24 protein-coding genes are annotated in these 26,723 nt (G+C 60.4%); 16 read left to right on the top strand and 8 right to left on the bottom strand.

The annotated features are described in order from the left end of the window. Positions 1-11: 11 nt before the first annotated feature. Positions 12-1,847, bottom strand: a complete 1,836-nt coding sequence (locus WAW39_RS07075; protein WP_422317201.1) for a hypothetical protein — start codon at positions 1,845-1,847, stop codon at positions 12-14. Positions 1,848-1,887: 40 nt separating this feature from the next. After that, entirely contained in the window at positions 1,888-2,859 is a 972-nt protein-coding gene (locus WAW39_RS07070) for a trypsin-like peptidase domain-containing protein (protein WP_422317199.1), read from the bottom strand. A 90-nt stretch (positions 2,860-2,949) separates the two neighbouring features. Here WAW39_RS07070 and WAW39_RS07065 point away from each other — a divergent pair, with 90 nt between their 5' ends. The 15 genes from WAW39_RS07065 (at position 2,950) to WAW39_RS06995 (ending at position 19,566) form a co-directional block, all read left to right on the top strand. Next, positions 2,950-3,675 carry a uracil-DNA glycosylase family protein gene (locus WAW39_RS07065; RefSeq protein WP_422317197.1) on the top strand — a complete coding sequence of 242 codons (726 nt, stop codon included), beginning with the start codon at positions 2,950-2,952 and terminating at the stop codon, positions 3,673-3,675. A 95-nt stretch (positions 3,676-3,770) separates the two neighbouring features. Further along, positions 3,771-4,826, top strand: coding sequence for a hypothetical protein (locus tag WAW39_RS07060; RefSeq protein WP_422317195.1), 1,056 nt, complete (start codon positions 3,771-3,773; stop codon positions 4,824-4,826). Between the two features lie 68 nt (positions 4,827-4,894). Next, entirely contained in the window at positions 4,895-5,224 is a 330-nt protein-coding gene (locus WAW39_RS07055) for a pyrimidine/purine nucleoside phosphorylase (RefSeq protein ID WP_397381525.1), read from the top strand. A 102-nt stretch (positions 5,225-5,326) separates the two neighbouring features. Further along, positions 5,327-7,273 (top strand): potassium transporter Kup, encoded by a 1,947-nt coding sequence (locus tag WAW39_RS07050; RefSeq protein ID WP_422317192.1) that lies wholly within the window; start codon positions 5,327-5,329, stop codon positions 7,271-7,273. A gap of 58 nt (positions 7,274-7,331) precedes the next feature. Then, positions 7,332-7,457, top strand: a complete 126-nt coding sequence (locus WAW39_RS07045) for a hypothetical protein (RefSeq protein ID WP_422317190.1) — start codon at positions 7,332-7,334, stop codon at positions 7,455-7,457. Next, positions 7,444-7,554 (top strand): K(+)-transporting ATPase subunit F, encoded by a 111-nt coding sequence (kdpF, locus tag WAW39_RS07040; RefSeq protein WP_422317188.1) that lies wholly within the window; start codon positions 7,444-7,446, stop codon positions 7,552-7,554. Before WAW39_RS07045 ends, kdpF begins: the two co-directional genes overlap by 14 nt. A gap of 12 nt (positions 7,555-7,566) precedes the next feature. Further along, a complete protein-coding gene (gene kdpA, locus WAW39_RS07035) occupies positions 7,567-9,279 on the top strand; it encodes a potassium-transporting ATPase subunit KdpA (protein ID WP_422317186.1) in 1,713 nt (570 codons plus the stop codon). Positions 9,280-9,310: 31 nt separating this feature from the next. Continuing rightward, entirely contained in the window at positions 9,311-10,369 is a 1,059-nt protein-coding gene (locus WAW39_RS07030) for a porin (RefSeq protein WP_422317184.1), read from the top strand. Between the two features lie 63 nt (positions 10,370-10,432). Next, positions 10,433-12,454: a potassium-transporting ATPase subunit KdpB gene (gene kdpB / locus WAW39_RS07025; RefSeq protein ID WP_422317182.1), complete on the top strand. Its 2,022-nt coding sequence runs from the start codon at positions 10,433-10,435 to the stop codon at positions 12,452-12,454. A 1-nt stretch (position 12,455) separates the two neighbouring features. Continuing rightward, positions 12,456-13,031, top strand: a complete 576-nt coding sequence (gene kdpC / locus WAW39_RS07020; RefSeq protein ID WP_422317259.1) for a K(+)-transporting ATPase subunit C — start codon at positions 12,456-12,458, stop codon at positions 13,029-13,031. A 12-nt stretch (positions 13,032-13,043) separates the two neighbouring features. After that, positions 13,044-15,692: a DUF4118 domain-containing protein gene (locus WAW39_RS07015; RefSeq protein WP_422317181.1), complete on the top strand. Its 2,649-nt coding sequence runs from the start codon at positions 13,044-13,046 to the stop codon at positions 15,690-15,692. Further along, positions 15,689-16,351, top strand: a complete 663-nt coding sequence (locus WAW39_RS07010; RefSeq protein WP_422317180.1) for a response regulator — start codon at positions 15,689-15,691, stop codon at positions 16,349-16,351. Before WAW39_RS07015 ends, WAW39_RS07010 begins: the two co-directional genes overlap by 4 nt. 92 nt (positions 16,352-16,443) lie before the next feature. Then, on the top strand, positions 16,444-17,553 hold the full coding sequence (locus WAW39_RS07005) for a sensor histidine kinase (RefSeq protein WP_422317179.1): 1,110 nt from the start codon (positions 16,444-16,446) through the stop codon (positions 17,551-17,553). Continuing rightward, positions 17,550-18,215 (top strand): response regulator transcription factor, encoded by a 666-nt coding sequence (locus WAW39_RS07000; protein WP_422317177.1) that lies wholly within the window; start codon positions 17,550-17,552, stop codon positions 18,213-18,215. The genes WAW39_RS07005 and WAW39_RS07000 overlap by 4 nt, the downstream gene beginning before the upstream one ends. Before the next feature lie 133 nt (positions 18,216-18,348). Then, positions 18,349-19,566, top strand: a complete 1,218-nt coding sequence (locus WAW39_RS06995; RefSeq protein WP_422317175.1) for an MFS transporter — start codon at positions 18,349-18,351, stop codon at positions 19,564-19,566. Positions 19,567-19,570: 4 nt separating this feature from the next. Here the strand turns inward: WAW39_RS06995 and WAW39_RS06990 are convergent, their stop codons facing one another. Genes WAW39_RS06990 through lpxK form a run of 4 tightly spaced genes read right to left on the bottom strand, consistent with a single transcriptional unit; the run spans position 19,571 to position 23,155 of the window. Further along, the gene (locus WAW39_RS06990; RefSeq protein ID WP_422317173.1) at positions 19,571-20,692 is read right to left on the bottom strand and encodes a cysteine desulfurase family protein; all 1,122 of its coding nucleotides are present in this window, start codon (positions 20,690-20,692) and stop codon (positions 19,571-19,573) included. Further along, on the bottom strand, positions 20,689-21,111 hold the full coding sequence (locus tag WAW39_RS06985; RefSeq protein ID WP_422317171.1) for a hypothetical protein: 423 nt from the start codon (positions 21,109-21,111) through the stop codon (positions 20,689-20,691). The genes WAW39_RS06990 and WAW39_RS06985 overlap by 4 nt, the downstream gene beginning before the upstream one ends. Continuing rightward, complete coding sequence (fdhD, locus tag WAW39_RS06980) at positions 21,108-21,932, bottom strand: formate dehydrogenase accessory sulfurtransferase FdhD (protein WP_422317169.1); 825 nt, start codon at positions 21,930-21,932, stop codon at positions 21,108-21,110. Before fdhD ends, WAW39_RS06985 begins: the two co-directional genes overlap by 4 nt. Continuing rightward, positions 21,932-23,155 (bottom strand): tetraacyldisaccharide 4'-kinase, encoded by a 1,224-nt coding sequence (gene lpxK, locus WAW39_RS06975; protein WP_422317167.1) that lies wholly within the window; start codon positions 23,153-23,155, stop codon positions 21,932-21,934. Before lpxK ends, fdhD begins: the two co-directional genes overlap by 1 nt. A gap of 82 nt (positions 23,156-23,237) precedes the next feature. Here lpxK and WAW39_RS06970 point away from each other — a divergent pair, with 82 nt between their 5' ends. Next, positions 23,238-24,881 carry a serine hydrolase gene (locus tag WAW39_RS06970; RefSeq protein ID WP_422317165.1) on the top strand — a complete coding sequence of 548 codons (1,644 nt, stop codon included), beginning with the start codon at positions 23,238-23,240 and terminating at the stop codon, positions 24,879-24,881. Here WAW39_RS06970 and WAW39_RS06965 read toward each other — a convergent pair. Both WAW39_RS06965 and WAW39_RS06960 read right to left on the bottom strand, forming a co-directional pair. Continuing rightward, complete coding sequence (locus WAW39_RS06965; protein WP_422317163.1) at positions 24,850-25,827, bottom strand: ArsR/SmtB family transcription factor; 978 nt, start codon at positions 25,825-25,827, stop codon at positions 24,850-24,852. The two genes, WAW39_RS06970 and WAW39_RS06965, sit on opposite strands and share 32 nt — an antisense overlap. Before the next feature lie 59 nt (positions 25,828-25,886). Continuing rightward, entirely contained in the window at positions 25,887-26,585 is a 699-nt protein-coding gene (locus tag WAW39_RS06960; RefSeq protein WP_422317161.1) for a thermonuclease family protein, read from the bottom strand. Between the last annotated feature and the right edge of the window lie 138 nt (positions 26,586-26,723).

The raw sequence follows: 26,723 nt of genomic DNA, 5'->3' as shown, positions 1-26,723 counted from the left end.
GAGTGGGGAACTTACTTGGCCTCGACGGGCGTGGTCAGGTAGTGAACCTGAATGGAGTCCGGATGGGAATAAGTGGTGCTGAGAAGGCTGCCAAAGTAGCGCTCGAAGGTCTCATTGGAAGGACGTGCGCTGGCGTCAAACCAGCTGCTGGCAGCAGCGGAGGCTGCTTCCTCGGGAGCCAGGGTTTTCCTGCCGGGGCCTTTCTTTTTCGCGGCCGCCTTGCCCTTGGCTCCAGTTTTGCTTTCGAGCGTGGCGGCGGCGGTGGCGATCGTGTTCATCAAGCGACCGGCATCCGTGACTCCGACGCCGCTGTAGTTTTTGGGAACGAGCGAGAGGAGATTCTGAACATGCGGATCGTCCCAGACGCTGGGGCCGGAGGGATCCTTGATGCGACCCAGGACTTTGTTCAGTGTGTCCTGGCCGCCCACAGAGATGAACAGATACTTGCCGGTGTTGCAGAAGGCGACTTCGTTGGCGGCATTGGCCGTCTGGGTCAATTTGAGCGTGTTGATTTTGAAGCCGAGGTAATCGCTTTCCTCAAACGCGCCGAAACCGGCGCCGACGTAGCGCTTCAGACCTTCGAGCGCGCCGCCGAGCTTGTCGGCATCCTTGATCTTGAAGCCCATGACCTGGCTTTCCTTGGTGCCGCTGCCATCCTGCACCTGAATGACTTCATCGGCCAGGCTGCCGAAGAGATCCTCACGGATCTTGAAACCCAGCTGGCCTTCGAGCTGAGGAATCTGCATCGTCACCATCATCGCCATGGGGCCAAGTTTTGCAATCATGCCAAGGAGGCCGTCATACACCGTGCCGAAATCCATGCGTGAAACACTGGCGGTCAGGATGCCGGCGGGGATGAAGGCGGGCAGCGTCACTTCGTTGCTGGAACCGCGCATCAAGGAGAGAAGTCCCGTGGGCTTCTGCGGATGCAGGATCGTCACGTCCATGCGTGACTGGGTGTCCGTCAATTCTGCCGTGATGGCAAAGGCCTGCAGTTCCTGCGCGCCGAGCATGTCCATGATCATCTTCGGCTTGAAGATGTCGAGTCCGCCGGCGGCAGCCTTCTCCCCGTTCGCTTTCTTTTTGGCTTCCGCAGCCGCGAACGCCTGTTCGCCGAGGTCGAGCAGCCTCACGCCGTTGAAATAAAGCAGCATGTCACCGCCGCCGTTGGTCACCTGGCCGATGCGGGAAAGGTGCTCGCGTGCGGCTCCGGGTGGATCACCGGCGTTGTTCTTCAGGGCGCCGATCATGTATTCCATGAGCGCGTGGGTGTTTGCCTCGATCATCACGTCTCCGACCACCGCCCAGGCCAGAATCCAGGGCGCATCCGCAGCGTCAGACAGCGCGGCGATCTGCACGCTCACGCCGCCGATGTCCTCGGTGCGGAGCTTGACGTCTGCGTTCTCCTTTTTCTTGGCCTCCACTTCGGCGAGCTTGTGGGCCTCGATCTCCTTCTGCTTGCCGGCGACTTCACACAGCGAGACATTCGGCGGATTTTTGTCGAACTGGGTGATGTCTCCGATCACCAGAAAGCTCGCCAGCGCACCTGGATAATCCTTGAGTGTGTCGTACATCCCGTTGCCGTAGGTGTCCTTGAAAAACTTGTCCCAGGGAGTGTCGCCGTCCTTGCGCATGGGGGCCATCCAGCGTTTGGCCTCGTCGTCCTGCATGAACTTCGCGTAGCTGCTCTTGTCCCAGTCGGTGAGCAGTTCCGGAGTGTTCTTGATGGCGATGACCCCGACCGTGTCCTTGGGCATGAGATTGTACCATTGCTCCAGCCGGTCGGCGGCGGAGGCGGGGAGGATGCTGGCAAGCAGCAGTGAAAAGAGGATGGAGGCGCGTTTCATAGAAGATGGAAGGAAGAGGATGATACGAAGTACAGAAAAATCAGCCGCCTGTGGTTACAGATTCCGGCTTAATTTTTTCCTGGGGTGGTGCAGGCGGAGGAAGATAGCGGAAGCCGCTGTTGGGATTACGCGGGTCAAAGGCAAAGGCCTCGCGATTTTTCAGAAAGAGCTTCAGCACGTTCGAAGGAATCGAAAAACCCAGGCCTTCGACGCCGACACCGGCGGTCTTCATGTTGTTCACGCCCACGACCTCGCCGCGTGCGTTGAAGAGCGGCCCGCCGGAGTTGCCGGGGTTGATCTGCGTCGTGCTTTGAATGTACCAGCGGCCGCCGCTCTCGCGTGCACGGATGCTGACAATGCCCTTGGAGACCGAGCGCTCCAGCCCCAGCGGACTGCCAATGGCAAACACGTCCTGACCCTGCGTGAGGGCATCGGAGTCGCCCATGGGGACGAACGGCAGGCTGGCCACGGCAGCGTCGTCGATCTGCAGGATGGCGAGATCAAGGAAGCCGTTCATGGCGATGATCTTCACCTTCGTAAACTGCTGCTTCTCCAGGCCGTCGGGCTTTTTGCGATACACCACCACGGTGATCTCGCGCTCTCCGGCGATGACGTGCTGGTTGGTGATGACGTAGCCGAGCTTGTTGATGATGAACCCGGAGCCGAGACCGGAGGCCGTTTGAATCTGCACCACGGACTCCGCCACGCGCTGGACGTTCTTTTCCACCGTCATGGCTTCGCGGGCAGGCTCCACGAAGTAGATGTCCTCGCCCTGCACGGCGGCAGTTTTGGCGGCAGACGAGCCAGCTTTTTCCAAAATGGAGATCTCCGAGCGCGGCACAGTCAGGACGGTGTGACCGAGATCCAGCACCACGGCATCTTCGCGGTCCTTGAGCACTTCACCGCGCAGTTCAGCGCCGTTTTTGAGCACGATCTTGACGTTTTCCGCCGACAACGATGAGGCCGCAAGGCAGGCCGCCACCAGGATTCCGAAGCTCAGGTTGTTTCGCATTACGGATTCAAACTCTAGCGGACGAGTTTGAGGATACGAGTTCTTTTTGCACATCTTGACTCGACGAATCTCCGCGCATCTCATGCACTGATGCCCGCCAACGCCCTCATCTCCGCCGCCCAGACCCTGCGCGAAACCCTGCGCCCGCTGCGCTTTGCCGCGCCGGTCGAGCATGTCTATCAGCCGCTCGACTACGCCTGGGTGCCGCATGAGGCCTATCTGCGCCGTTTTGGCGGCAGCAAAAAACGTGTCGTCTTCGTGGGCATGAACCCCGGCCCCTTTGGCATGACGCAGACAGGCGTTCCCTTCGGGGAAATCGCCGCCGTGCGTGACTGGATGGGCATCCATGAGCCTGTGGGCAAACCGGAGCGCGAGCATCCGAAGCGCCCCGTCGTCGGCTTTGACTGCCCGAATTCCGAAGTCAGCGGCAGACGCCTGTGGGGCCTGTTTGCCCAGAGGTTCGGCAAAGCGGAAGCCTTCTTCAAAGACCACTTCGTCGCCAACTACTGCCCGCTCGTTTTCATCGAGGCCAGCGGGCGCAACCACACGCCGGACAAACTGCCCGCCGCCGAAACCACCGCCATGGAAGTGGCCTGTGATGCACATCTGCGCGCCGTCATTGCCGCCCTGCAGCCCGAGTGGGTGATCGGTGTCGGTGCCTTCGCTGAAGAGCGTGCCCTGCGTGCCAAAGAAGCCATGCACGGCAGCTTCCAAACCGGCCGTGTCCTCCATCCCAGCCCTGCCAGCCCAGCTGCCAATCGTGACTGGGCCGGAGCCGCCACGAAGCAACTGGTGAAGCTGGGCGTGTGGGAGTGATTGTCGCGTGGGAAATTTCGGTCAGCCTGCGATTGTCCAACAAAAGCGGCAGGCCGCAGTTGCAAAAACTCCGCCGCAAGAGCGTTCAAGGCTGTATGAACGAGACTCGCAACCTGACGTATCTGCTCGTGCTGATGGTGGGCGCTGTGTCGATTGTCCACGCGGATGACAAGGCCCCGGCAGCGGCGAATCCCGCTGAGGCAGCCAAGCAAGCTCCGGCGAAAACTGCGGAGCCGGTAAAGCCGCCGAGCGAGACGGAACTCCGCGCCGGCATCACCAAGAGTCTCGGCTTTATTGAGAGGGAAGGGGAGGAATGGATGACTGCCAAAAACTGCAACGGCTGCCATCACATGCCAGAGATGCTGTGGAGCCACCGCGAAGCCCAGCGGCGTGGATTTGCCGTGGATGCTAAAAAGTTCGAGGAATGGCAGGCATGGGCGGTCGAGCGTGCGACGGACAAGCGGTCGGGGCTTGAGGGAGCCGCGCTGATGATCCTGGCCCTCCCGGAGCGGTCCGCGTCTGAATTGACCAAACTGATTGCTGCGGATCAAAAGCCGGATGGTTCATGGACTCCTGCGGGGCAGTTTTCCGGCATGCAGAAAAGAGGCGCGGGTGATGCTCAGGCCAATGCCTTGCGCCTCCATCTGATCGCCCTCGCCACGCCGCAGCCGGCGGCACCTGAGGCCGCCGGGGTGCAGACCAAGGCCGCCCCAGCGCTGCAAAAGAAGGACACTCCCACCACCATGGAGTCGCTCGTTTTCCGCACGCTCTATGCACGCCGCTTTGGCAAAACGGATGAAGCCAGCGCTTTGGTCAAAGACATCGTCAAACGACAGCGTGGCGATGGAGGCTGGAGCTACATTCTTGGCGAAAACATGAGCGACGTTCTCGCCACCGGCCAGGTGCTCTATGTGCTGCAGGAAAACGCCACGGATCCACCCACGGCGAACGCCATCGCGCGTGCCCAGCTCTGGCTGCTCCAGACCCAGCGCGCAGATGGCAGCTGGCCCATCGACATAACGCACATCAGCCAGGTCGACCGCAGCGGCCCAGCCAAAGCGAAATCCTTCAAGGATGCCACCGGCATTTACACCTACTGGGGATGTTCGTGGGCCGCGATCGGCCTGTTGCAAGGGGTGCCGGTGAAGTAATCCGTTGTGAGTCAATAAGCAGGTCGGTGCTTGCCGCGTGCGAAAAGATCGCCTATTTCTCGCACCCTATGTCAGCCATCCCCGCCGAATTTTCCGGAGTCACCGCCGTCACCAAAGCGAACGTCTATTTTGACGGCAAAGTCGTCAGCCACAGCGTTTTGTTTCCTGATGGCAGCAAGAAAACCCTGGGCCTCATCTATCCCGGTGATTTCCATTTTGGCACCGCCAAGGCGGAGCGCATGGAGATCGTGGCCGGTGACTGCGTCGTGAAGCTCGATGGCGGCGATGCCAAGACCACTTACACGGGCGGACAGTATTTCGATGTTCCAGCCAACAGCGGCTTCGACATCAGCGTCAGCTCCGGCATCTGCGAATACATCTGCTCCTTCCTGGATTAATCCGGCTTTTGCGGGAGGCGTCAGCATCTTCACACATTCTTAACTCACCCATCAAGGGCGTTCACTGGAGGCCGGAACGTTTCTGATGATCCTCCCGCCGTCATGAACGACACGACAGACAAGCCCGGCCTCCACAAGCATTCCACCACCACCCTCGTCATCGCGGCGCTGGGTGTGGTCTTCGGCGACATCGGCACCAGCCCGATCTACACCCTCAAAGAGTGCTTCAGTCCGCACAGCCCGCATCATGTGGCCGCGACGCACGCAAATCTGCTGGGGGTCGTTTCGCTGGTGCTCTGGGCGCTGATCGTGCTCGTTTGTATCAAATACCTCGTCTTCATTCTGCGTGCGGACAACAAGGGCGAGGGGGGCGTGCTCTCGCTTATGGCACTGGCGTCGCATGGCATGTCTGAGGCATTGAAACGCCGTGCTGTCATCGTGCTGCTCGGCCTGTTTGGCGCTGCACTGCTGTTTGGTGATGGCATCATCACGCCCGCCATTTCCGTGCTCAGCGCCATCGAGGGGCTCAAGGATGGTGGCTTGCTCGGCAGCCCGCCTGTGGATGCGGCTGCCGCATTGTTATGGGACGATCAGCGGGAGTGGCTCATCATGGGCATCACCATGGTGATTCTCATCGCGTTGTTTTCGGTGCAGTTCCTTGGAACGGCACGCATGGGGCGCTTTTTTGGTCCGATCACCGGACTGTGGTTCGTGTCACTCGCAGCACTCGGTGTGTCGCACCTGATCAAGGGCCCGGAAATCCTCGCGGCGTTCAATCCTCTGCACGGCTGGCATTTTTTGACGACCGGCGGCCACAAGTCATTCGTGATCCTTGGCAGTGTGTTTCTGGCCGTCACCGGCGGCGAGGCGCTGTATGCGGACATGGGGCATTTTGGCGCCGGGCCGATTCGCCGTGGCTGGTTTTCGCTCGTGCTGCCTGCGCTTGCATTGAACTATCTCGGCCAGGGGGCCATGCTCATGCAGCAGCCGGATCTGGCACATGCACCCTTCTTCCAAATGGCTCCCTCCTGGGCCACACTGCCGCTCGTGCTGCTCGCCACCGCAGCGACGGTGATCGCTTCGCAGGCGCTCATCACTGGCACCTACTCGCTGACGCTCAGCGCCGTGCAGCTAGGTTACCTGCCACGTCTCAGCATCCGCCACACGTCGGAACACGCCCGCGGTCAGATCTACATTCCGCTGGTGAACTGGCTGCTCATGCTGGCCTGCCTGGCTCTGGTGCTGGCCTTCCGCAATTCGACGAATCTGGCCGCTGCCTACGGCGTGGCCGTGACGATGACCATGCTCATCACCACCTTCCTGTTTTACTTTGCCGCACGTCATCTGTGGCGGTGGTCGCTGCTCAAAACATTGCCGCTATGCCTGCTGTTCGCCGCGATTGAGATCGCCTTCCTCAGCGCCAACCTGGTGAAATTCTTCGACGGCGGCTGGTTCCCGCTCGTGGTCGGTGTGATCATCTTCACGCTCATGACAACCTGGGCCACGGGCCGCCGTCTGGTGCGCGCCTCGATGGAGAAAAGCTCGCTCAGTCAGGAAATGCTCTGTGACAGCCTCAAGCGCAGCCCTCCCATCAGCGTGCCCGGCACCGCCATTTTCATGTCGAGCACCAGCGGTCGTGCCCCCATTGCGCTGCTGCACAGCTTGAAGCATTACCGGGCCATCCATGAGCGCGTCATCTTCATGACACTGATCACCGAGGACGAACCCTGGGTGCCGCCGAGCCGCCGTGTGGAAGTCGAACGTCTCGCTGAAGGTTTCTGGCGTGTGACCGGCCGCTTCGGCTTCATGCAGAAGCCCGATGTGCCGCGCCTGCTGCGCCAATGTTCCAATCAAGATCTGGAGGTCTCGGCGGAGAAAGCGACCTTCTTCCTGGGCCGCGAAATCATCGTTCCAAGCCCGAAACCAGGCATGGTGAGATGGCGCGAGCACCTCTTCGCTTTCGCCAGCAAGCTGGCGCAGCAGCCCGCCACTTACTTCCAGATTCCGGTGGGCCGGGTGATCGAGCTGGGGCAGCAGGTGGAGATTTAAGCCTCGCTTTAACGCATTTTTGACGCCGCACGTCCTGCCTTTAACTCGGCAGGATCCGGTGAGCAGGCATCTTGGCGGTGGAACAACATTCCACCACGCCATGAACGACCTCATCTACCTCGGCCTCACAGTGGCCTGCTTCATCCTCGCCGGGCTCTATGCCCGTGGCTGTGAAACCCTCTAATCCCACCCGCGCCATGGAAACCATCCTCGTCGGGCTCATCGCCCTCGCCCTGCTCGCCTACCTCACGGTGGCGATGCTGCGTCCTGAAAAATTCTAACTTGATACCCTCATGCACTCCACAGACTGGCTGCAATTCGCCCTCTTTCTGGGCATCCTCACACTCATCACCAAGCCGATGGGCCTGTACCTCATGCAGGTGCTCGACACCTCCGGGCGCACTTGGCTGGATCCGGTGCTCAAACCCGTGGAAAAGCTCACCTACAAGCTGATCGGCATCGATCCACAGCGCGAGCAAACGTGGCGGCAGTACACCTTTGCCATGCTGGCCTTCAGCCTCGTAGGCGTGGTCTTCACTTATGCAATCCTGCGCTTGCAGGATGTCCTGCCGCTCAATCCGCAGGGCTTGCCGGCTTTGAGCCATCACCTGGCTTTCAACACCGCCGTCAGCTTCACGACGAACACCAACTGGCAGAGCTATGGCGGTGAGGCCACGATGTCCTATTTCTCGCAGATGGTCGGGTTGACGTTTCATAACTTCACCTCTGCTGCCGTCGGCATTGGCATCGCCGCAGCACTGGTGCGGGGCATTGCACGCAGTTCCGTGAAGACCGTCGGCAACTTCTGGGCCGATCTCGTCCGCGTCACCTATTACCTCCTGCTGCCGATCTGCGTTGTGTTCGCGATCTTCCTCGTCTCGCAGGGCATGATCCAAAACTTTGACGGCTACACCAAGGTGAAGACGCTGGAAGGTGCGGAGCAGGTGATCGCCCAGGGGCCGATGGCCTCGCAGGTGGCGATCAAGATGCTCGGCACCAATGGTGGCGGATTCATGAATGCGAACGCCGCACATCCTTTCGAAAACCCGACGCCGCTCTCGAACTTCATCCAGATGCTTTCGATCTTCGCCATCGGCAGTGGTCTGACCTACTACCTCGGGCGCATGGTGAAAAATCAAGCGCACGGCTGGGCCGTATGGGCCGCCATGATGGTGCTCTTTGTCGGCGGTGTGCTCGTCTGCGCGCACTCTGAAGCCGCTGGCAATCCGATCCATCAGCAGCTCGGCATCGCCGCTGCGGATGGCAACATGGAGGGCAAGGAGGTGCGCTTTGGCATCTTCAATTCAGCGCTCTTTGCCACCATCACCACCGCTGCTTCCTGCGGCGCGGTGAATGCGATGCACGACTCCTTCACCGCCATCGGCGGACTCGTGCCGCTGTTTATGATAGAATTGGGTGAAGTCGTCATCGGCGGTGTGGGCGCTGGTTTGTACGGCATGCTCGTGTTTGTCATCCTCGCTGTCTTCATCGCCGGACTCATGGTGGGCCGCACGCCGGAGTATCTGGGCAAGAAGATCCAGGCCAAGGAGGTCAAGCTCTGCATGCTCACGCTGTTGGTGCTCACGCTCAGCATCCTCGGCTTCACCGCCTGGGCCTGTGTGAGTGACTGGGGCGTCGCCGGTCTGAACAACAGCGGCCCGCACGGCCTCAGTGAGATGCTCTACGCCTACAGCTCCGCCACTGGCAACAACGGCAGCGCCTTTGCAGGTCTCACGGCCAACACCCCTTGGTACAACACCACGCTTGGCGTTGCCATGTTCGTCGGCCGCTTCCTCATGATCGTGCCCATCATGGCGCTGGCTGGCTCACTCGCGGGCAAGCAAGCTGTGCCCCCGAGCGCGGGCACCTTTCCAGTGAACGGCGCCACGTTTACCGCGCTGCTCATCGGTACCGTGCTGCTCATTGGCGCGCTCAATTTCCTGCCTGCTCTCGCCCTCGGTCCCATCGTTGAGCATTTTCTCACGGCGCAGGGCCGCTTGTTCTAAACCAGGCAAATCACCACGGAGATTCTGCATCATGAAAGCATCCCTTTTCAGTCTGCTTTTGCTGGCACCCGCCATGGTGCTGGCGGAAAACGACACGCCGACTGTGGCTTACAAAGGTTTTTTGGACAGCTACTACGGCTACGACTTCAACGAGCCTGCCAACCACCGCAGGCCAGCCTTCCTTTACAACCACACCAGCACCGACGCCCCGGCGATTAATCTGGCGCTCATCCAGGCCGAGCTCAATGGAGGCTGGTACCATGGCAGCCTGGGACTCATGGCGGGAACCTATTCACGGGAGAACCTGGCGGCGGAGCCGAATCTGCTGCAGCATTTCTACGACACCTACGTCGGAGTGGCGCTGAACCGCAGCCGCACCCTCTGGCTGGATGTGGGGGAATTCAGCTCACACATCGGTTTTGAAAGCGCCATCTCAGCGGACAACTACACGCTGAGCCGCAGCCTCATGGCGGAAAACTCGCCCTACTTCCTGACAGGTGGCCGCCTGACCTGGAAGCCGAGCAAGAAGTGGGAGCTCGCGTTTCTCGTGGTGGATGGCTGGCAGCGTGTCCGCCCTCTGGCGGGTAACAGCCTGCCGGGTTTTGGCACCAAGGTGGCCTGGACGCCCCATGACCGCCTGCTGCTGAATTGGAGCACCTACATCGGCAGCGAGTTTCCAGACGACCAGCGCCGCATGCGCTACTTCAACAATTTGTATGCGCACATGGTGCTAAGCAGCACCGTGAGCATGTATCTGGGCTTTGACATCGGCTGGCAGCAGCGTGCGACCAGCGGCAACAACATCTGGTGCTCTCCGAATGCCATCGTGAGATGGAAGCTGGATGACCACTGGGCCACCGCCTTCCGGGTGGAGCACTACAATGACGCCTCGGGTGTCATCATCAGCCTGCCGGGCAGGACATCTCTCACCGGCCTGTCCTTCAACGTGGACCGCCAGATCAGCAAAAATCTGCTCTTCCGGGTGGAGATGCGGTACCTGCGCAACAGCTCGCCCGCCTTTCAGCGCGGCGACTCGCTGGCACGCAGCAGCACCTCCCTCCTCGCATCCTTCAGCATCCGTTTTTCCTGAGCCTCTCTCATCTCTTTCCATTCACTCATTCATCCAATTCAGCAGGCCATCGGCCCCACCACCATGTCACACAAACCCACATCTCTCTTTGATGCTTCCATTCTCGTCCCGGCCATCGGCGAGTCGTTCAAGAAGCTCGATCCGCGTCTGATGGTGAAGAACCCCGTCATGTTCGTCACGCTGGTCGGCGCGGTGCTCACCACGGTGAGCATCTTCACCGCCAGGGCGGACCACGGCTTCATCACCCAGCTCAGCATCTGGCTCTGGTTCACCGTGCTCTTCGCCAATTTCGCCGAAGCCGTCGCCGAAGGCCGTGGCAAAGCCCAGGCTGCCAGCTTGCGTGCCGCGCGCAAGGACACCCTCGCACGCCGTTTGAAAAATGGTGTCGAGACCAGCGTGCCTGCTCCTGCACTGGAAAAAGGCGACATTGTCGTCTGTGAAACGGGCGATGTGATTCCCGCTGACGGCGAGGTGATCGAAGGCATTGCCAGCGTGGATGAAGCCGCCATCACCGGTGAATCTGCCCCCGTCATTCGCGAGAGCGGCGGCGACCGCAGCGCCGTCACCGGCGGCACTCGTGTGATCAGCGACCGCATCGTCATCCGCATCACTTCGGAGAAGGGCAACACCTTCATCGACCGCATGATCTCCATGGTGGAAGGTGCAAAACGCCAGAAAACACCGAACGAAATCGCGCTGACCATTCTGCTGTCCGCGATGACGCTCATCTTCCTGCTCGTGTGCATCACTCTTCGTCCCTTTGGCATCTATTCCGGCGTTGAATTCTCCACGCCCGTGCTCATCGCCCTGCTCGTTTGCTTGATTCCCACCACCATCGGCGGATTGCTCAGCGCCATCGGCATCAGTGGCATTGATCGTCTCATCCGCCGCAATGTCATGGCCACCAGCGGGCGTGCCGTTGAGGCCGCAGGAGACATCGATGTGCTCCTGCTCGACAAAACCGGCACCATCACCATCGGCAACCGCATGGCGTCCGATTTCCGTCCCGCTCCTGGCGTCACTGAGCAACAGCTCGCCGACGCCGCGCAGCTTGCCTCCCTGGCCGATGAAACGCCCGAAGGCCGCAGCATCGTGGTGCTGGCCAAAGAGAAGTTCAACATCCGCGGCCGCGAACTTGCCGCACCGCATGCCACCTTTGTTCCCTTCACAGCGCAGACCCGCATGAGCGGTGTCGATCTCGATGGCCGCAGCATTCGCAAGGGAGCGGCGGATTCGATCAAAGCCCACATTGAAAACCTGGGCGGTGTTTATCCTCAGGAAGTTGTAAAGGTCGTCGAAGCTGCCTCACGCGCCGGACGAACACCGCTCGTCGTGTGCGAGGGCGGCAGCGTGCTCGGTGTTGTGGAACTCAAGGACGTCGTCAAAGGCGGCATCAAGGAGCGCTTTGCCCAGCTGCGCAAAATGGGCATCCGCACCGTGATGATCACGGGTGACAATCCCATGACCGCCGCCGCCATTGCCGCCGAGGCGGGTGTGGATGACTTCATGGCCCAAGCCACGCCCGAGGACAAACTGCGCCGCATCCGTGCCGAGCAGGCCGAAGGCCATCTCGTCGCCATGACAGGTGACGGCACCAACGACGCCCCGGCTTTGGCCCAGGCCGATGTCGGCGTGGCCATGAACACCGGCACGCAGGCCGCCCGTGAGGCCGGCAACATGGTCGATCTGGACAGCAATCCGACGAAGCTCATTGAGATCGTCGAGATCGGCAAACAGCTCCTCATGACGCGTGGCTCGCTCACCACCTTCAGCATCGCCAATGACATTGCCAAATACTTCGCCATCATTCCGGCGATGCTCATGGTCACGTTTCCCGCGATCAGTCCGCTGAACGTCATGGGCCTCGCCAGTCCGCAGAGCGCCATTTTGAGCGCCGTTATCTTCAATGCGCTCGTCATCATCGCCCTCATTCCGCTCGCGCTGAAAGGGGTTCCCTATCGTGCTGCTGGAGCCGCCGCCGTGCTGCAGCGCAATCTGCTCATCTATGGCCTTGGCGGTGTCATCGTTCCCTTCATCGGCATCAAGGCCATTGATGTCATCGTCGCCACCCTCCACCTCGCTTAATATCATGAACTCCCTCTTTGTCTCCCTTCGCGCCACCCTTGTTCTGGCCATTGTCACCTGCGGTTTGTATCCGCTCATCGTCACCGGCGCCGCCCAGGCCGGCTTCAATAGCAAAGCCCATGGCAGTCTCATCACGGACAAAGATGGCGCCGTGCGCGGGTCTGATCTCCTCGGCCAGAACTTCGCCGCCGCTCAGTACTTCCACCCGCGCCCCAGCGCCGCAGGTGCCGGGTATGACGCCGCCAATTCCAGCGGCAGCAATCTTGGCCCCACCTCGCAAAAGCTGAACGACGCTCTCAAAGAGCGCATCGCAGCCTACCGCAGCACCAACGGCCTCAGTGACAAAGACGCCGTTCCCGCGGATGCCGTCACGGCCTCGGGCAGCGGCCTTGATCCGCACATCAGCGTGAAGAACGCCGAGCTCCAGGCCGCCCGCGTCGCAAAGGCCCGCAACCTCAGTGTTGAGAAGGTGAAAGAACTCATCGCTGCCAGCACTGAGAAGCCTGATCTTGGCATCTTTGGCGATGCTGGCGTGAATGTATTGAAGTTGAATCTGAGTCTCGATGCCTTGAAGTAACCGCCGCAGGCCATGAATGACGACCACCGTCCCGACCCTGATGCACTGCTAGCGCAGATGCGGCTGGCGGATGCCGTGTCCAAATCCGGAAGACTCCACATCTTCCTCGGTATGTGCCCTGGCGTTGGCAAGACTTATGCGATGCTGCAGACTGCGAGGCAGCGGGTGAAAGAAGGCGTGGATGTTCTTGTGGGCATCGTGGAGACGCATGGTCGTTCCGAGACGGCTGTGTTGCTCGAAGGCATGCGTCTTCTGCCACGCAAGAAGCTCGAACATCGGGGATTCACGCTGGAGGAGTTCGACATCGATGCCGTGCTGGCACAACGGCCACAGCTCGTGCTCGTGGATGAACTTGCCCACACCAATGCTCCCGGTTCACGCCATGCAAAGCGCTACCAGGATGTGCTGGAGCTGATCGATTCGGGCATCGATGTGTACACCACGCTCAACGTCCAGCATATCGAGAGCCAGGTGGACATCGTGCGGCAGATCAGCGGCGTGGTCATCTCCGAGACTGTTCCCGATTCGATCCTCGATGTCGCACACGAGATCCAGCTCATCGACCTCAGCGTCGAAAAGCTGCTGGAGCGCATGGCCGACGGCAAAGTCTATCTGGGCGAACGTGCGGAGCATGCGGTGAGCAACTTCTTCAAGGAAGGCAACCTCACTGCGCTGCGCGAGCTGGCTCTGCGCTTCACCGCCGAGCATGTGGACCGGGATCTGGAGGACATCCGCCGCGTCAAACGTGTCAGCAGCCCATGGAAAACCAATGCACGCCTCATGGTGGGTGTCGGCCCGAGTCCCTATGCCGAAAGCCTCATCCGCTGGACGCGCCGCGCCGCCACGCGGCTGAACTGCCCCTGGCTCGTTGTCTGGGTGGAAGGCTCGCGTGTTCTCACTCCCATCGAGCAGGATCGCCTCACCCGTTCACTCGGCCTCGCACGCAAGCTCGGCGGGGAAGTCGTTTCCGTGACTGGGGAGAACATCTCCGAGGCCCTGCTTCAGGTCGCCCGCGAACGCAACGTGTCGCAGATTGTCGTCGGCAAGCCGGAGAAGGCAGGGATGTGGAGCAAGTCGCTCGCTGACACGCTCATTGTCGGCAGTGGCGACATCGATGTGTGTGTCGTGCGGCCTTTGGCCGCCGCAGACAAGGTGCGCAACATCGCCCCTCTGCAGGAGCCGCTGCAGGACTCGATCATTGGCGAATACAGCTGGGCCATTGTCGCCATTTTTGCCATCGCCAGCGTGTGCTGGGGGCTGGTGGCATTCACCGGCTACATGTTTGTCGCGTTGGTTTTTTTGCTCGCGGTGGTGATCGCGGCGCTTCGTTTCAGCCGCGGACCAGTGCTGATGATGGCCACGCTGAGCGCTGTGTGCTGGAATTACTTTTTTATCCCGCCGATTTTCACCTTCCACATCAGCAAGCCGGAGGACTGGATCATGTTCGGCATGTTCTTCATCGTGGCGCTCAGCATGGGCAGCCTCACTTCTCGGCTGCGCATGCGCGAGGTGGCGGAGCGCCGCCGTCTTCGCCAGACAGATGCACTCCTGCGCGTCACGCAGAGCGCCGCACTGGCCGCCGAGCCGGAAAAGGGCCTGGCCGAGGCGCTGCGCACGATCAACGAACTGCTCAATGCAAACACCGCTCTTATTGTGCGCGAGCAGGATCGTTCGCTGCCGAAGGCCGCGCACAAGGCCAGCAGTTTCCAGCCCTCGCCCAAAGAGTGGGGTGTCGTGGCCTGGAGCTATGAGAACAAGCAGTGCGCGGGCCGTTACACCGACACCCTGCCCGAGTCCGCCGCCACTTGGTTCCCGCTGCAAACTGCCACCGCCACCATGGGCGTGCTGGGCGTGCAGTTTGAGGACACATCTCGCCTCGACTTTGTCACACGGCAGATGATCGAAGCTTTTGCGCTTCAGATCGCTCTCGTATTGGAAAAGGAGCACTTCATCCAGGCCGTCAGCCACGCAGAGATGCTCTCGCAGTCGGAGAAACTGCACCGCACTTTGCTGGACAGCGTTTCGCATGAGCTGAAAACCCCCATCGCCATCATCACCGCCGCACTCGAAGGGATGCATGGTTCGCGAAGCCCCTACCTCGGCGAGATCACCACCGCCACGCAGAGGCTGCAGCGTGTGGTGGACAGCCTGCTGCAGATGACACAGCTCGAATCCGAGGTGCTCAAACCCAATCTCGACTGGTGCGATCTGCGCGATGTCATCACCGCAGCGCAGCACGCCATCGGCGATCCATTGACCACGCATGCAGTAAGGCTTCAACTGGCCGATGAATTTCCATTGCTGAAAATTGATCACGCCCTGCTCACCCAGGCCGTCGCCAACATCCTGCACAATGCCGCCATCTACACTCCCGCAGGCACCGCCATTGACATCAGCGCCACGATTCGAGATCAGCGGTTGCGCCTGGTCATCCGCGATCATGGTCCCGGCCTGCCTGCTGGCGCGGAACGGCGCGTGTTCGAAAAGTTCTACCGTGTGCAGGGATCACCCGCAGGCGGCACCGGTCTCGGGCTGGCCATCGCACGTGGCTTCGTTCAGGCGCAGGGCGGGGACATCACCGCGCGGAATCATCCTGACGGCGGCGCGGAGTTTGTGATTGAGATCAATCGAGTGTCCGCTTTCGTTCCATCTTCCCAATGACGGCCCTCATCATCGACGACGAAATCCAGATCCGCCGCCTGCTGCGCATGGCGTTGGAGTCGAAGGGCTACACCGTGAGGGAGGCCGAGTCAGGACAGATGGGGCTGCAGGAGGCGGTCTTTCTCAAACCCGATGTCATCCTGCTCGATCTAGGTCTGCCCGACATGGATGGAGTCGATGTGCTAAAACGGCTGCGCGAATGGAGCAGCGTCCCCGTGCTCATCCTCAGCGTGCGCGATCAGGAATCCGTCAAACTCGCCGCCTTCGATGCCGGAGCGGACGATTACGTTTCAAAGCCCTTCAGCACGGCGGAGCTTCTCGCACGCCTTACCGCAATCCAGCGCCGACAGGGAGCCCATGACGCGGCCAATCTGCAACTTGGCCCACTCGTGCTTGATCCCGTGCATCACGAGGCGTCACTGAATGGCCATTCTCTCAAACTCACGCCCACCGAATATGCGCTGCTCGCACAGCTCGTGCGCCATGCCGGTAAACTTGTTACTTTGAAGCAGTTGCTCCGTGCCGTCTGGGGCCCGCAGGCGGAGCAGCAGAGCCAATATTTGCGCGTGTATGCCAATCACCTGCGCAAAAAGCTCGAAGGCTCCACCCTGGAGATCAAAAACGAGCCGGGGATCGGCTACCGTTTGGAGGAGACTTGAGCGCTGCTTTTACACTTTCTTAACGCCATCGCTGCGGCTGTTTACTGGCGGGCCGTTCTTTTGCGGTGAAGGTGACCAAACCAAGCCCCGCCATGTCTGCCACCGAGAGCTCCAGTGCACCATCACCCCGCCCGCCGGTTTCTCTGGCGGAAGTGGGCCAGTACAGCTGCGGACTCACGCTGGTGTTTGTGCTGGCCTCCACCTGCTGGGTGCTGCTGCCCTACACGGGGGATCTCTTTGTCGCACTGGTCTTTCTCATGGCCATCGTGCTCGCGGGCACATGGTGGAACCGTGGGCCGGTGCTGATGATGGCGGTGGTCAGCGCCCTGGTGTGGAATTACTTTTTCATCCCGCCGCAGTTTACGCTGCACATCGACAAGCCGCAGGACATGGTGATGTTCAGCCTGTTTTTCGTGGTGGCGCTGAGCATGGGGCATCTCATCACACGGCTGCGTGCGCGCGAGGCCGCACTGGCGCAGCATCATCAGGAGCGTGAGCATTTGCTGGAGCTGAAACATCGCGCCGAGCTGCTGGCGGAGTCTGAGCGCCTGCACCGCACGCTGCTGGACAGCGTGGCTCATGAGCTGAAAACACCCATCGCCATCATTCGCACGGCTTTGGACGGCCTGGGGCAGGGGAATCCGTATGCCCGGGAGATTGAGACCGCGAATCGCCGTCTGCAGCGCATCGTCGAAAGCTTTCTGGAAATGACACGCGTGGAATCCGAGGCGCTGGAGCCGCAGCCCGACTGGTGCGAGATCGGCGATGTGCTGCACGCTGCCACCAAGCCCATCCAGGAAGAACTGGCCGCGCACCCTTTGCTCATCACAGGCACCACGGATCTTCCCTTGCTTAGGCTCGACAGCCGCCTGCTCGCCCAGGTGCTGGGCAACCTGCTGCACAATGCCACGCGCTATGCGCCTGCAGGCACTCATATCGAAATCGCAGCCTCGCTTGCCGGCAGTACTTTGGAACTCCGCGTGCGCGATCACGGTCCCGGTCTGCCGCTGGGGGCTGAAGACCAGTTGTTCGAAAAATTTTACCGTGCTCCTGACTCACCCGCTGGCGGCACCGGTCTGGGGCTCGCCATAGCACGCGGCTTGATGCGCGCCATGAAAGGTGACATTGAAGCGCACACTCATCCCACCGGTGGAGCTGAATTCGTGCTGCACCTTCCCGTGAAAACCCGCAGCACCGCATGAGCAAAGCCCTCATCATCGACGACGAACAGCAGATGCGCCGCCTGCTGCGCATGGTGCTGGAGTCGCGCGGTTATGAGGTCTGTGAGGCAGCCGAAGGCCAGCTCGGTCTGCAGGAGGCGGCGTTTCACCGACCCGATGTGGTGCTGCTCGATCTCGGTCTGCCCGGCATGAACGGCATTGAGGTGCTGAAGCGGCTGCGAGAGTGGAGCGATGTCCCCGTGCTCATCCTCAGCGTGCGCGATCAGGAGACCATCAAGGTCGAAGCTCTGGAAATCGGCGCGGATGATTATGTGACAAAACCCTTCGGCACCGCTGAACTGCTGGCTCGTCTCACGGTCATTCAGCGCCGTCGTTTCACGCGCCAGAGCGCCGAGATTGTCGTCGGTGCCTTGAAGCTGGACCTGCTGCATCATGAGGCATCGCTGGATGAGGCACCGATCAAACTCACCCCCACCGAATTCGCGCTGCTCAAGGTGCTGGCCGAGCACGCGGGGCGCATCGTCACGCAGAACCAGATCATGAAACAGGTGTGGGCCGGTCAGTCCAGCGATCCGAGCGAAGGCCTGCGCGTGCACATCAATCACCTGCGCAAGAAACTTGGCGAAGCCGGCCCGCGCATCGTCAACGAGCCGGGCATCGGCTATCGTTTAGAAGAGCCTTGAGGCCCTTGTGATGTGGGTTCAATCATGCGCTGATCAAGCCTGGGCATGAATTCACGCTTTCCGTCCGGGAACTGTTGTGATTAATGGCGGGATGTCTTCGTCCTTGCCCTCAGTTGACGCCCCATCCCCACTCATGCGCCGTGCCTGGCTGGTCGTGGGGTTGTTGTTTCCAGTGGCGCTGTTGAACTACCTGGACCGCCAGATGATCGCCTCCATGAAGGTCTCCGTGATGGGCGACATCAAGGACATCGGCACTGAGGAAAACTGGGGTCACATGCTGGCTTCGTTCAAATGGGTCTATGCCATTTGCAGCCCCATCGGCGGGTACATTGCGGATCGCTTCAGCCGCAAGCTGACGATCTGCGGCAGCTTGTTTGTGTGGTCGCTCATCACCTGGCTTACGGGACATGTGGGCAGCTTCAATGAGCTCTATTGGGCGCGCACGCTGATGGGCATCAGCGAGGCCTTTTACATTCCCGCAGCGCTGGCCTTGATCGCCGATTATCACACCGCCGGGACGCGTTCGCGTGCCATTGGAGTGCACCAGATGGGCATCTACTGCGGCGTGATGGTTGGCGGGTTTGCCGGATTCGTGGCGGATGCGCCGCAGCTTGGCTGGCGCTTCATGTTCGATTTCACAGGACTGGCAGGCATCCTCTATGCCATCCCGCTGCTGCTGCTTCTGCGCGATGTGCCACGTCAGGTGGACACGCAGGAGGCGCTGAGCCCCACCGCGCGCGGCGGCGCTCTTGGAGAACTGCTCTGCAATCGGAACTTCATCCTGCTCGTGTTCTACTTCACCCTGCCCGCTCTGGCTGCATGGGTGGTGCGCGACTGGATGCCCGCCATCCTGCAAAAGGCCTTCGACATCAGTCAGGGCAAGGCGGGTGTTTCTGCTGCGCTCTACTGGCAGGGCGCGGCGCTGCTCTCAGCGATTCTAGGCGGCTGGCTTGCTGACCGCTGGATGCGGCACAGCGACCGAGGCCGCATTTACGTCAGCGCCATCGGCATGATGCTCATCGTTCCCGCCATGTTTGGTGTGGGCAATGCACCCGCCCTGAACTCCTTCGCGCTCGCCATCGCATCACTGGTTCTGTTTGGCGTCGGCTGGGGCTTCTTTGACTGCAACAACATGCCCATCCTCAGCCAGATTGTGCGGCCTCACATGCGAGCCACAGGTTATGGTCTCATGAATTTCGTCAGCATGATGTGCGGCGGACTGGCCGACTGGGGGTTCGGCAGGATGCGCGACATGGAGATACCGCTCAACGTCATCTTCGGCGTCTTCGCCATGGTCTGCGTGTTCTCGCTCCTGCTCGTGCTGCTGATCCGCCCCAGACCGGGAGCATGAGTGCCTACTGAGGTCTGCCGCCGCGATTCAGCTCCTCAAACACTTCGATGAACGCGGCAGCAAGCGCCTGCCAGTCCGCCGCCGTCGTGTCCCAGCCGCTGCTAATGCGCACGACGCGCTTCAGCTCTTCCGCGCTGGCACCCAGTGCTGTCACCACGACTGACGAACCTTCCTTGCCCGAACTGCAGGCCGAGCCCGTGGAGATGCTGAAGCCGCGACGCGACAAGCGCGTGAGCCATTTCAGATTGTCATGCTCCGGCATTACCATCAGCACCGTGTTCCAAAGGCGTGGTGCGGATTCGCTGATCACCCGCAGGGAGTCGAAACGCATGCGCATCTCCCCGATGAATGTATCGCGCAGCTTGGATTGCGTTTGTGCAACCTCGCTTGAACGCGGGCTGATTTTCTCCAAAGCCGTCACCATGGCTTCAATGGCCGGATAGTTTTCCGTGCCTGCACGCCGTCCGTGTTCCTGCGGACCGCCACGGATGAAGCCGAGCCGTGAATCCTCTTCGGGCAGCACCAAGAAACCACAGCCCTTGCTACCTCCAAATTTATGCGCGCTGCCGGTGATAAAATCGCATTCCCCAAGCTCCGAGGCGTCCAGCTTGCCAAGCCATTGCGCGGCATCCGTGTGAAATAGCACGCCATTTTCACGGCAAAGCGAGGCGAGTTCGCGCCAGGGCTGCAACGCCCCGCTTTCATTGTTCGCCGCCATCACGGAGACGAGCGCGGGATGCTTGGAAGTGATGAGCTGCTTCAGGTCATCGGCTCGCACAACACCATCCGCATTCACCGGAAGTTCGATCACGTTTCGACGCCGCGCAGCTTCACGCACACTCGGGTGCTCAATGGCGGAGATCACAACAAGGGCATCTGCTGGCAGCGATGCAAACAAAGCGTTGTTCGACTCCGTGGCACCCGACGTGAACACAATACGTTCGGCCTCCGCACCAATCAGCGTCCCCAGCCGTTCACGTGCAGATTCAAGCTGCTGGCTCGCCAGCCCCGCGTCGCGATACAAGCTCGAAGGATTATGCCAGTGCTTATCACTCGCTCTCAGCCATGCCTCACGTGCGGCGGGATGCAGCGGCGTGGTGGCGTTGTGATCAAAGTAGCCGTTCATGCAGCAGTCTTGAAACGGGAGGGCAGCGGGATGTGCAGCAGCATCAGGGCAAGCGCGAGACCCATGTAGGGCAGCCAGGCGTCTCCTTTGCCGTTCGAGAGGATGCCATTGACGAAGCCCAGCACGCCGACGCCCTCGCTCAGCGCAAAGACCACCACATTGCCTGCAATAAAGCGTCCGCGCTGCGCCGGATCATCCAGATGGAGCGCACCCGTGGTGAAACCTCCAAGCAGCAGTTTGCGCAGGAAGAAACTCAGGGCTGCCGCACTGCCCGCCGCCAGCGCAATGATCTGTCCCAGAGAATTGCCATCACCTTTGGCTGGAGCAAAAGTCATGGAACTCAGCATGACAGCATAAAGGCAGAGCGAGCCGCAAAGCGCCCCCCAGATGATGAAGACGAGAAGTTGAACCTGTTTCATGACAACATCTCCACACGTTGCGGATGGGTGTAAACATTCATCGTTTCGCCACGCAAAAACCCGATGAGCGTCTGACCCGCTTCCTGCGCGAAATCGACCGCGAGACTGCTGGGCGCGGAAATGGCCGCGACGAGCGGGATGCCACCCGCCAGCGCCTTCTGAATGATCTCAAACGACACCCGCCCGCTCACCAGCAGGATGTGCCGGTCCAGCGGCAGCAGATCGCGCTGCAAAGCGTAGCCGAGAATTTTATCGAGCGCGTTGTGCCGGCCCACATCCTCACGCAGTACGACCAGGTTGCCATCAAGGTCAAACAATCCGCTCGCATGCAGCCCGCCGGTTTTGGCAAACGTTTCCTGCGCGGCACGCAGCTTGTCGGGCAGATTGGCGATCAGTTTCGGTGATACTTTCCAGTTTCCCTTCACGGCGGGAAACTGCTGAAACACGCTCTCGATGCTCGTTTTGCCACAGAGCCCGCAGCTGGAGGCGCTGAAGACATGACGCGTGAGCGAGTCCCAATTCACCACTGCACCACCGAGCAGCACATCGACGATGTTGCCATGCTTGTTGTTGGTGCTGGGACACTGCGAGACTTCCAGAATGTCACGCGGCCGCTGCACCACGCCCTCACTGACGAGAAATCCCGCAGCGAGTTCTTCATCATGCCCTGGCGTGCGCATCACCACCGCCACGGAGCGGCCTTCCACACGGATTTCGAGCGGTTCCTCGCGGGCGGTGACATCGCCGACCTCGCTGCTGCCGCCAGCAGTGTTCACCTTGTGCACCTGCACTGCGGCCATGGCTGAATTTTCCGCGCTCATTACGAGGCCTCCATGAAATCAGCGGGAAGCACTCCCGCAGGCACCCGGCGCGGCTCGGCGATGAGGCGCACCATCTTGTCAAAGATGTCGCGCCCGCGAATGATCTCAATCTCCACGCGCATGAAGTAAAACGGGATGTCCGCCACGGGCAGTTTGGGGAAACGCACGAAATCCTTCTCCGTGGTGACCATGCAATGCACGTCACGCCGCACGCAGCGTTCCACGAAGTTTTTCAGCTCCGGCCCACGGAAGCGGTGATGATCCGCGAATCGGGCGATCACCTCGACCTTCGCGCCGAGTTTGCGCAAACCGTTTTCAAAACTCTCTGGCACAGCGATGCCGGAAAGAGCGCCCACAAATTTATCGCGCAGGCCGTCGATCGGCAGGCGCTCGCCGGTATGGATGTTCTCGTAATGCATCGCGCGGTGGCGGCACTCGATGATTTCGGCCGCGCGGTTGTAACGGCGGATCTGTTTGACCACATCCTCGCTGTCGCCGTCGGATTTGGTGATGAAGATGTAGCTGGCCCGGCGCAGGCTGCGCGGTGGCTCGCGCAGGGTGCCGCGTGGCAGCATGTAGCCGTTGTTGCCGAATACCGCTGTTTTGTCGATCAGCACGATGTCGTGGCGGTGCTTGAGCTTGAGGTATTGCAGGCCGTCATCCAGCACGAGCACATCGGCGCCGAAGCGCTGAATCGCATGCGCTCCGGCCTTCACACGGTTTTTATCCACCACGACCGGAATGCCCGGGCAGTTCTTCGCCAGCATGAAGGGTTCGTCCCCTGCATTGTGCGAATCGAGCAGTACGTTCTCACCATCAGAGACGATTCGTGGCAGCGGCTCAGGCGGCTTGGGAATGAAGCCCAGGCGTGCGGCCATTTTTTTCGAGAATGGCAGTTTCTTCTGACGCTTGCTCTTGTAGCCACGACTGAGGATGCACACGCGGCGGCCATGCTCATGCAGCGCCTTCGCCAGCATCTCCACCACCGGTGTTTTGCCCGTGCCGCCAACGGTGAGATTGCCCACACTGATGACCGGCACACCCAGGTGATGGTCATGAATGTAGCGGTGGCGGTATAAATAGAGCCGTGACCGCACCACTGCAGAATAGATGCCGGAAAGACCACGGAACACCACCCGCAGCAGCGAGGCGCGTATGCCACGGCGGTTGTTGATCACCACGTCGATGATGAAGTTTTCGATGTCTTCCAGGGTGTCTCTCACAGAAGGGCATTGGAGGCGGGAAAGCGCACCTAGTCAACGAGACGCCTTGCTGTTTGCACAGGAGTTTTGTAGCCTCCCAAATATGAAATTCATTTCCTGGGCACTGCTGGGTCTGATCATGGCCGTGGATACCGTTCAAGCTCGCACATTGTCCGAGGCTGCTGCACGGTACTCCAAGGAGCTCCAAGCCGGGTGCATCGTCACGGCCGAGCGCAGGGGGGACGAGGTGAAATACGCCATCTCCGGAAAGGCTCCCGAGGCCGGGGATGAAAAGCCGGAAAAGCTGGTTTTTGAAATTGGCTCCATCTCCAAGGTGTTTACCGGCCTGCTGCTGGCGCAGGCGGTGGTGGAAAAGAAAGTCACGCTGGATACGACGATCGGCACTCTTTTGGCCAAGCAGGTGACGTTTGCAGATCCCCGCGTCGCAGGGATCACATTGAAGCAGTTGGCCACCCACACCAGTGGCCTGCCGCGCCTGCCGGACAATGCCGTGGCGGGAGCCTTGGAGGAGGACCCCTATGCCAGCTATGATGGAAAACTGATGCTGAACTATCTGTCTTCAGCCAAGCTTGATGGCAAAGAGCATATCACTTTCAGCTACTCAAACCTCGGCGCAGGGCTGCTCGGGCATCTGCTGGGAGAGGTGTATCACATGTCATGGGATCAGGCGGTGGTGGAAAAAATCTGCCAGCCGCTAGGTATGCAGGACACCGCAGTTTGGCCTCAAACGAAACGGCGGCTTGCCATGCCGCATGATGGCGACAAGGAGACAAAACCCTGGCATTTTATCTCGCTGGCAGGCGCTGGTGCGCTGCGCAGCACCGCAGCGGACATGATGATATTCGGTGAGGCACTGCTCCATCCGGACAAGACTTCATTGAAGGAGGCCTTGGCGCTCGTCCTGCAGCCTCAGGCTGACGCACCGTCCCAGGGCGGGCAGATAGGCCTGGGGGTGCTGATGGGGAAGTTTGAGGGAGAGGCAACCCTCCATCATGACGGCGGCACCGGTGGTTTTTGCTCCGGACTGCAGGTGATCCCCGCGAAGGGAATCGTGCGCGTGGTTCTGATTAACAACAACAGCATTGCAGGAAGCCAGGTGATCGCCGGTACGTCCGAGGTCAAGCCGGTTGATCCCGCCACGCAGAAAGAAATCACCCTTCCTGCCGATGTGCTGAAACAGTATCCCGGCGTCTATGATCTCGACCGCGACTTCCGCTTCACTGTGCTTCTGCGTGACGACCAGCTCTACGTGAACCTGACTGGTCAGCCATTTGTCCAAACCTTTGCCAAAGCGCAGGACCGTTTCTTTTACAAAGTGGTCCCTGCGGAGATAGCATTCAACCGTCGTGAAGGTGTGATCCATTCACTGACGCTGTTTCAAAACGGCAATGAAATCACCGCCAGGCGCAGCAGCGCTCCACCGCCGGAGTATCAGCTTCGTTCCGACAAAGAGCTGCAGCCCTATGCGGGCAAGTATGATCTGATGGGTTCGAAGGCGATCACCGTTACTGTGCAGGCCGACACTCTCTTTGCGCAGATCGAAGGACAGCAGGCGCTGCCTGTCTTTGAGACGGCACCTGACCGCTTTGAATTCGATGTGGTGAAAGCCGTGCTCATATTCACACGGGATGATAAAAAGCAGATCAACGGCCTCACATTCCTGCAAAACGGCATGACTGTGCCTGCACCCCGCGTCAAGAGCCCGACCAGTGCCCCGTCGAAGTGAGGCGGTTTTCTTTTTCGGCCAGCGCCAGGATCGTCTGGAAGTGCGGGCTCTTGCTTTCGCGGTGCACCACGCTCGTCTCGATCTTTTTGAATCCCGCACTGCTGAGCATGTCGTGCAGATCGCTCTCTGAAAAGCCTAGCCACACGTCGGCATAGAGATCACGTGCCTGCTCAAACTGATGCTTGAGGAGATCCAGCACCACGATGCGCCCGCCCGGCCTCAGGATGGTCAGCGCGGCCTTGAGCGCCTTCTCCGGATTCTGTGCGTGATGCAGCGCCTGACTGAGGAAGACCAGATCCACACTCAGCGGCGGGATCGGCGGTGATTCGATGTCCCCGAGGCGGAATTCGAGGTTCGTAAAACCGTGCTTCTGGGCCAGCTCCGCACCATAAGCCACCATCTTCTCGCTGTTATCGACGGCGATCACTTTTTTAGCCCGCTCGGCGAGCAGTTGGGAAAGCGTACCCTCTCCTGCACCCAGATCGGCAATGACCAGTGGTGGCATGAGTTTGAGCAAGGTCTCGCCCAGACCCTTCCACGAACGGCCGGGAATGTAGTGACGGCCAAACTTGCCCGCCAGCGCATCAAAGTAGGCCTTCGCCGTTTGCACCCGCTTGCGCAGCACGATTTGCAGCGCCTCAGCATCCTTGGTCACCTCCCGCAGCTCAGTACCCGCCGCCTCCAGCAGCGCGAGAAAATGCTCATGGGTCGGCAGATCCTTCGCCGCAGGCTCGTCGAGCTGATACAGGCGGTTCTTGCCACTGCGGCGGTCAGTCACCAGACCTGCCGCTTTTAATTTAGCAAGTTGGGCGGAGATATTGGACTGTGGCAGAGACAGGACCTCCTGCAGCTCAGCCACGCTCAGCTCTTCCTGCTTGAGCAGCAAAAGCAGCCGCACCCGCGTCGGGTCGGCAATGAGACTGAGCGATTTGAGTACAGAGGCCAAGGTGAGTCCATCGTATCAACGCATCATGATACATCAATGCCAGAATTTCGGGCGGGGTTTCAGAGCTTTGAGGCCGCCCAGATGCCCGCCTTGCTCTGCTGGGCCCGGCGCTTCAGTTCCTGCAGCTCAAGCGCGTAGTCATTGATCGAGCGTGAATCCGCCGGCAGGCTCGAAGTTACACCCGCCACGCGGGCGTAGCCCTGCTGCACCAGCAGGTCCGCCAGATACACCTGCTTCCCGGGACTGATTTCCACCAGAATCAGCGCGTAGTAGCGGCTGAGTCCCGTCACCTCCTCCCAGCGTGTCATCACCGTGAAGGGCTGCTGCTTGAGCAGCTGCGTCACATAATGCGCCGCCCTCTGCCCCTCTTCGATCACGCGCTGGCTGTTCACACCAAAGTAACGCGCCTGCTCCTGCACGCGCTGCGGATGAGTCAGCGAAATGTCCGGTGCATCCACAAAGTAGAGCACGAAGATGTGCTCGTCCTCCGTGTCACTCACCTTGATGCGTAGCGTGTCCGCTTCGTTGGCGCGGCTTTCGATCAATTTGGCCTTGGGGAAGATCTTGAACTGCTGCAGCGGCGCGCGGCTGGCGTCAGACGCGGTCTGCCCCGCCGGCACCTGGGCCACCGCTACCGGCAGCGCCTGCAGCGGCGCGGGCCGGCTCTCTTTCAGCAAAACCGCCACGAGCACGATGATCAGCACCAGCACGCAGGTGATGGCGAGATTTAGCAATGTGTCACGGAAAGGCATGCTCATGCGGTCGGGGATGGAGCCTGCCTACTGTCCAGCGTTCAGGCGGGTGCTCAAGCCGCAAGTGCTGCGGCGGTGAGAATGCTGCCTGCCGCCACCCATGAAATCAGACACGAAAGAATTGGGCCTCCAACTCGTAATTGG

The sequence above is a fragment of the Prosthecobacter sp. genome (assembly GCF_049294395.1).
In the GTDB taxonomy this organism is placed as follows: domain Bacteria; phylum Verrucomicrobiota; class Verrucomicrobiia; order Verrucomicrobiales; family Verrucomicrobiaceae; genus Prosthecobacter.
This window is presented reverse-complemented; position numbering and strand designations above follow the sequence as displayed.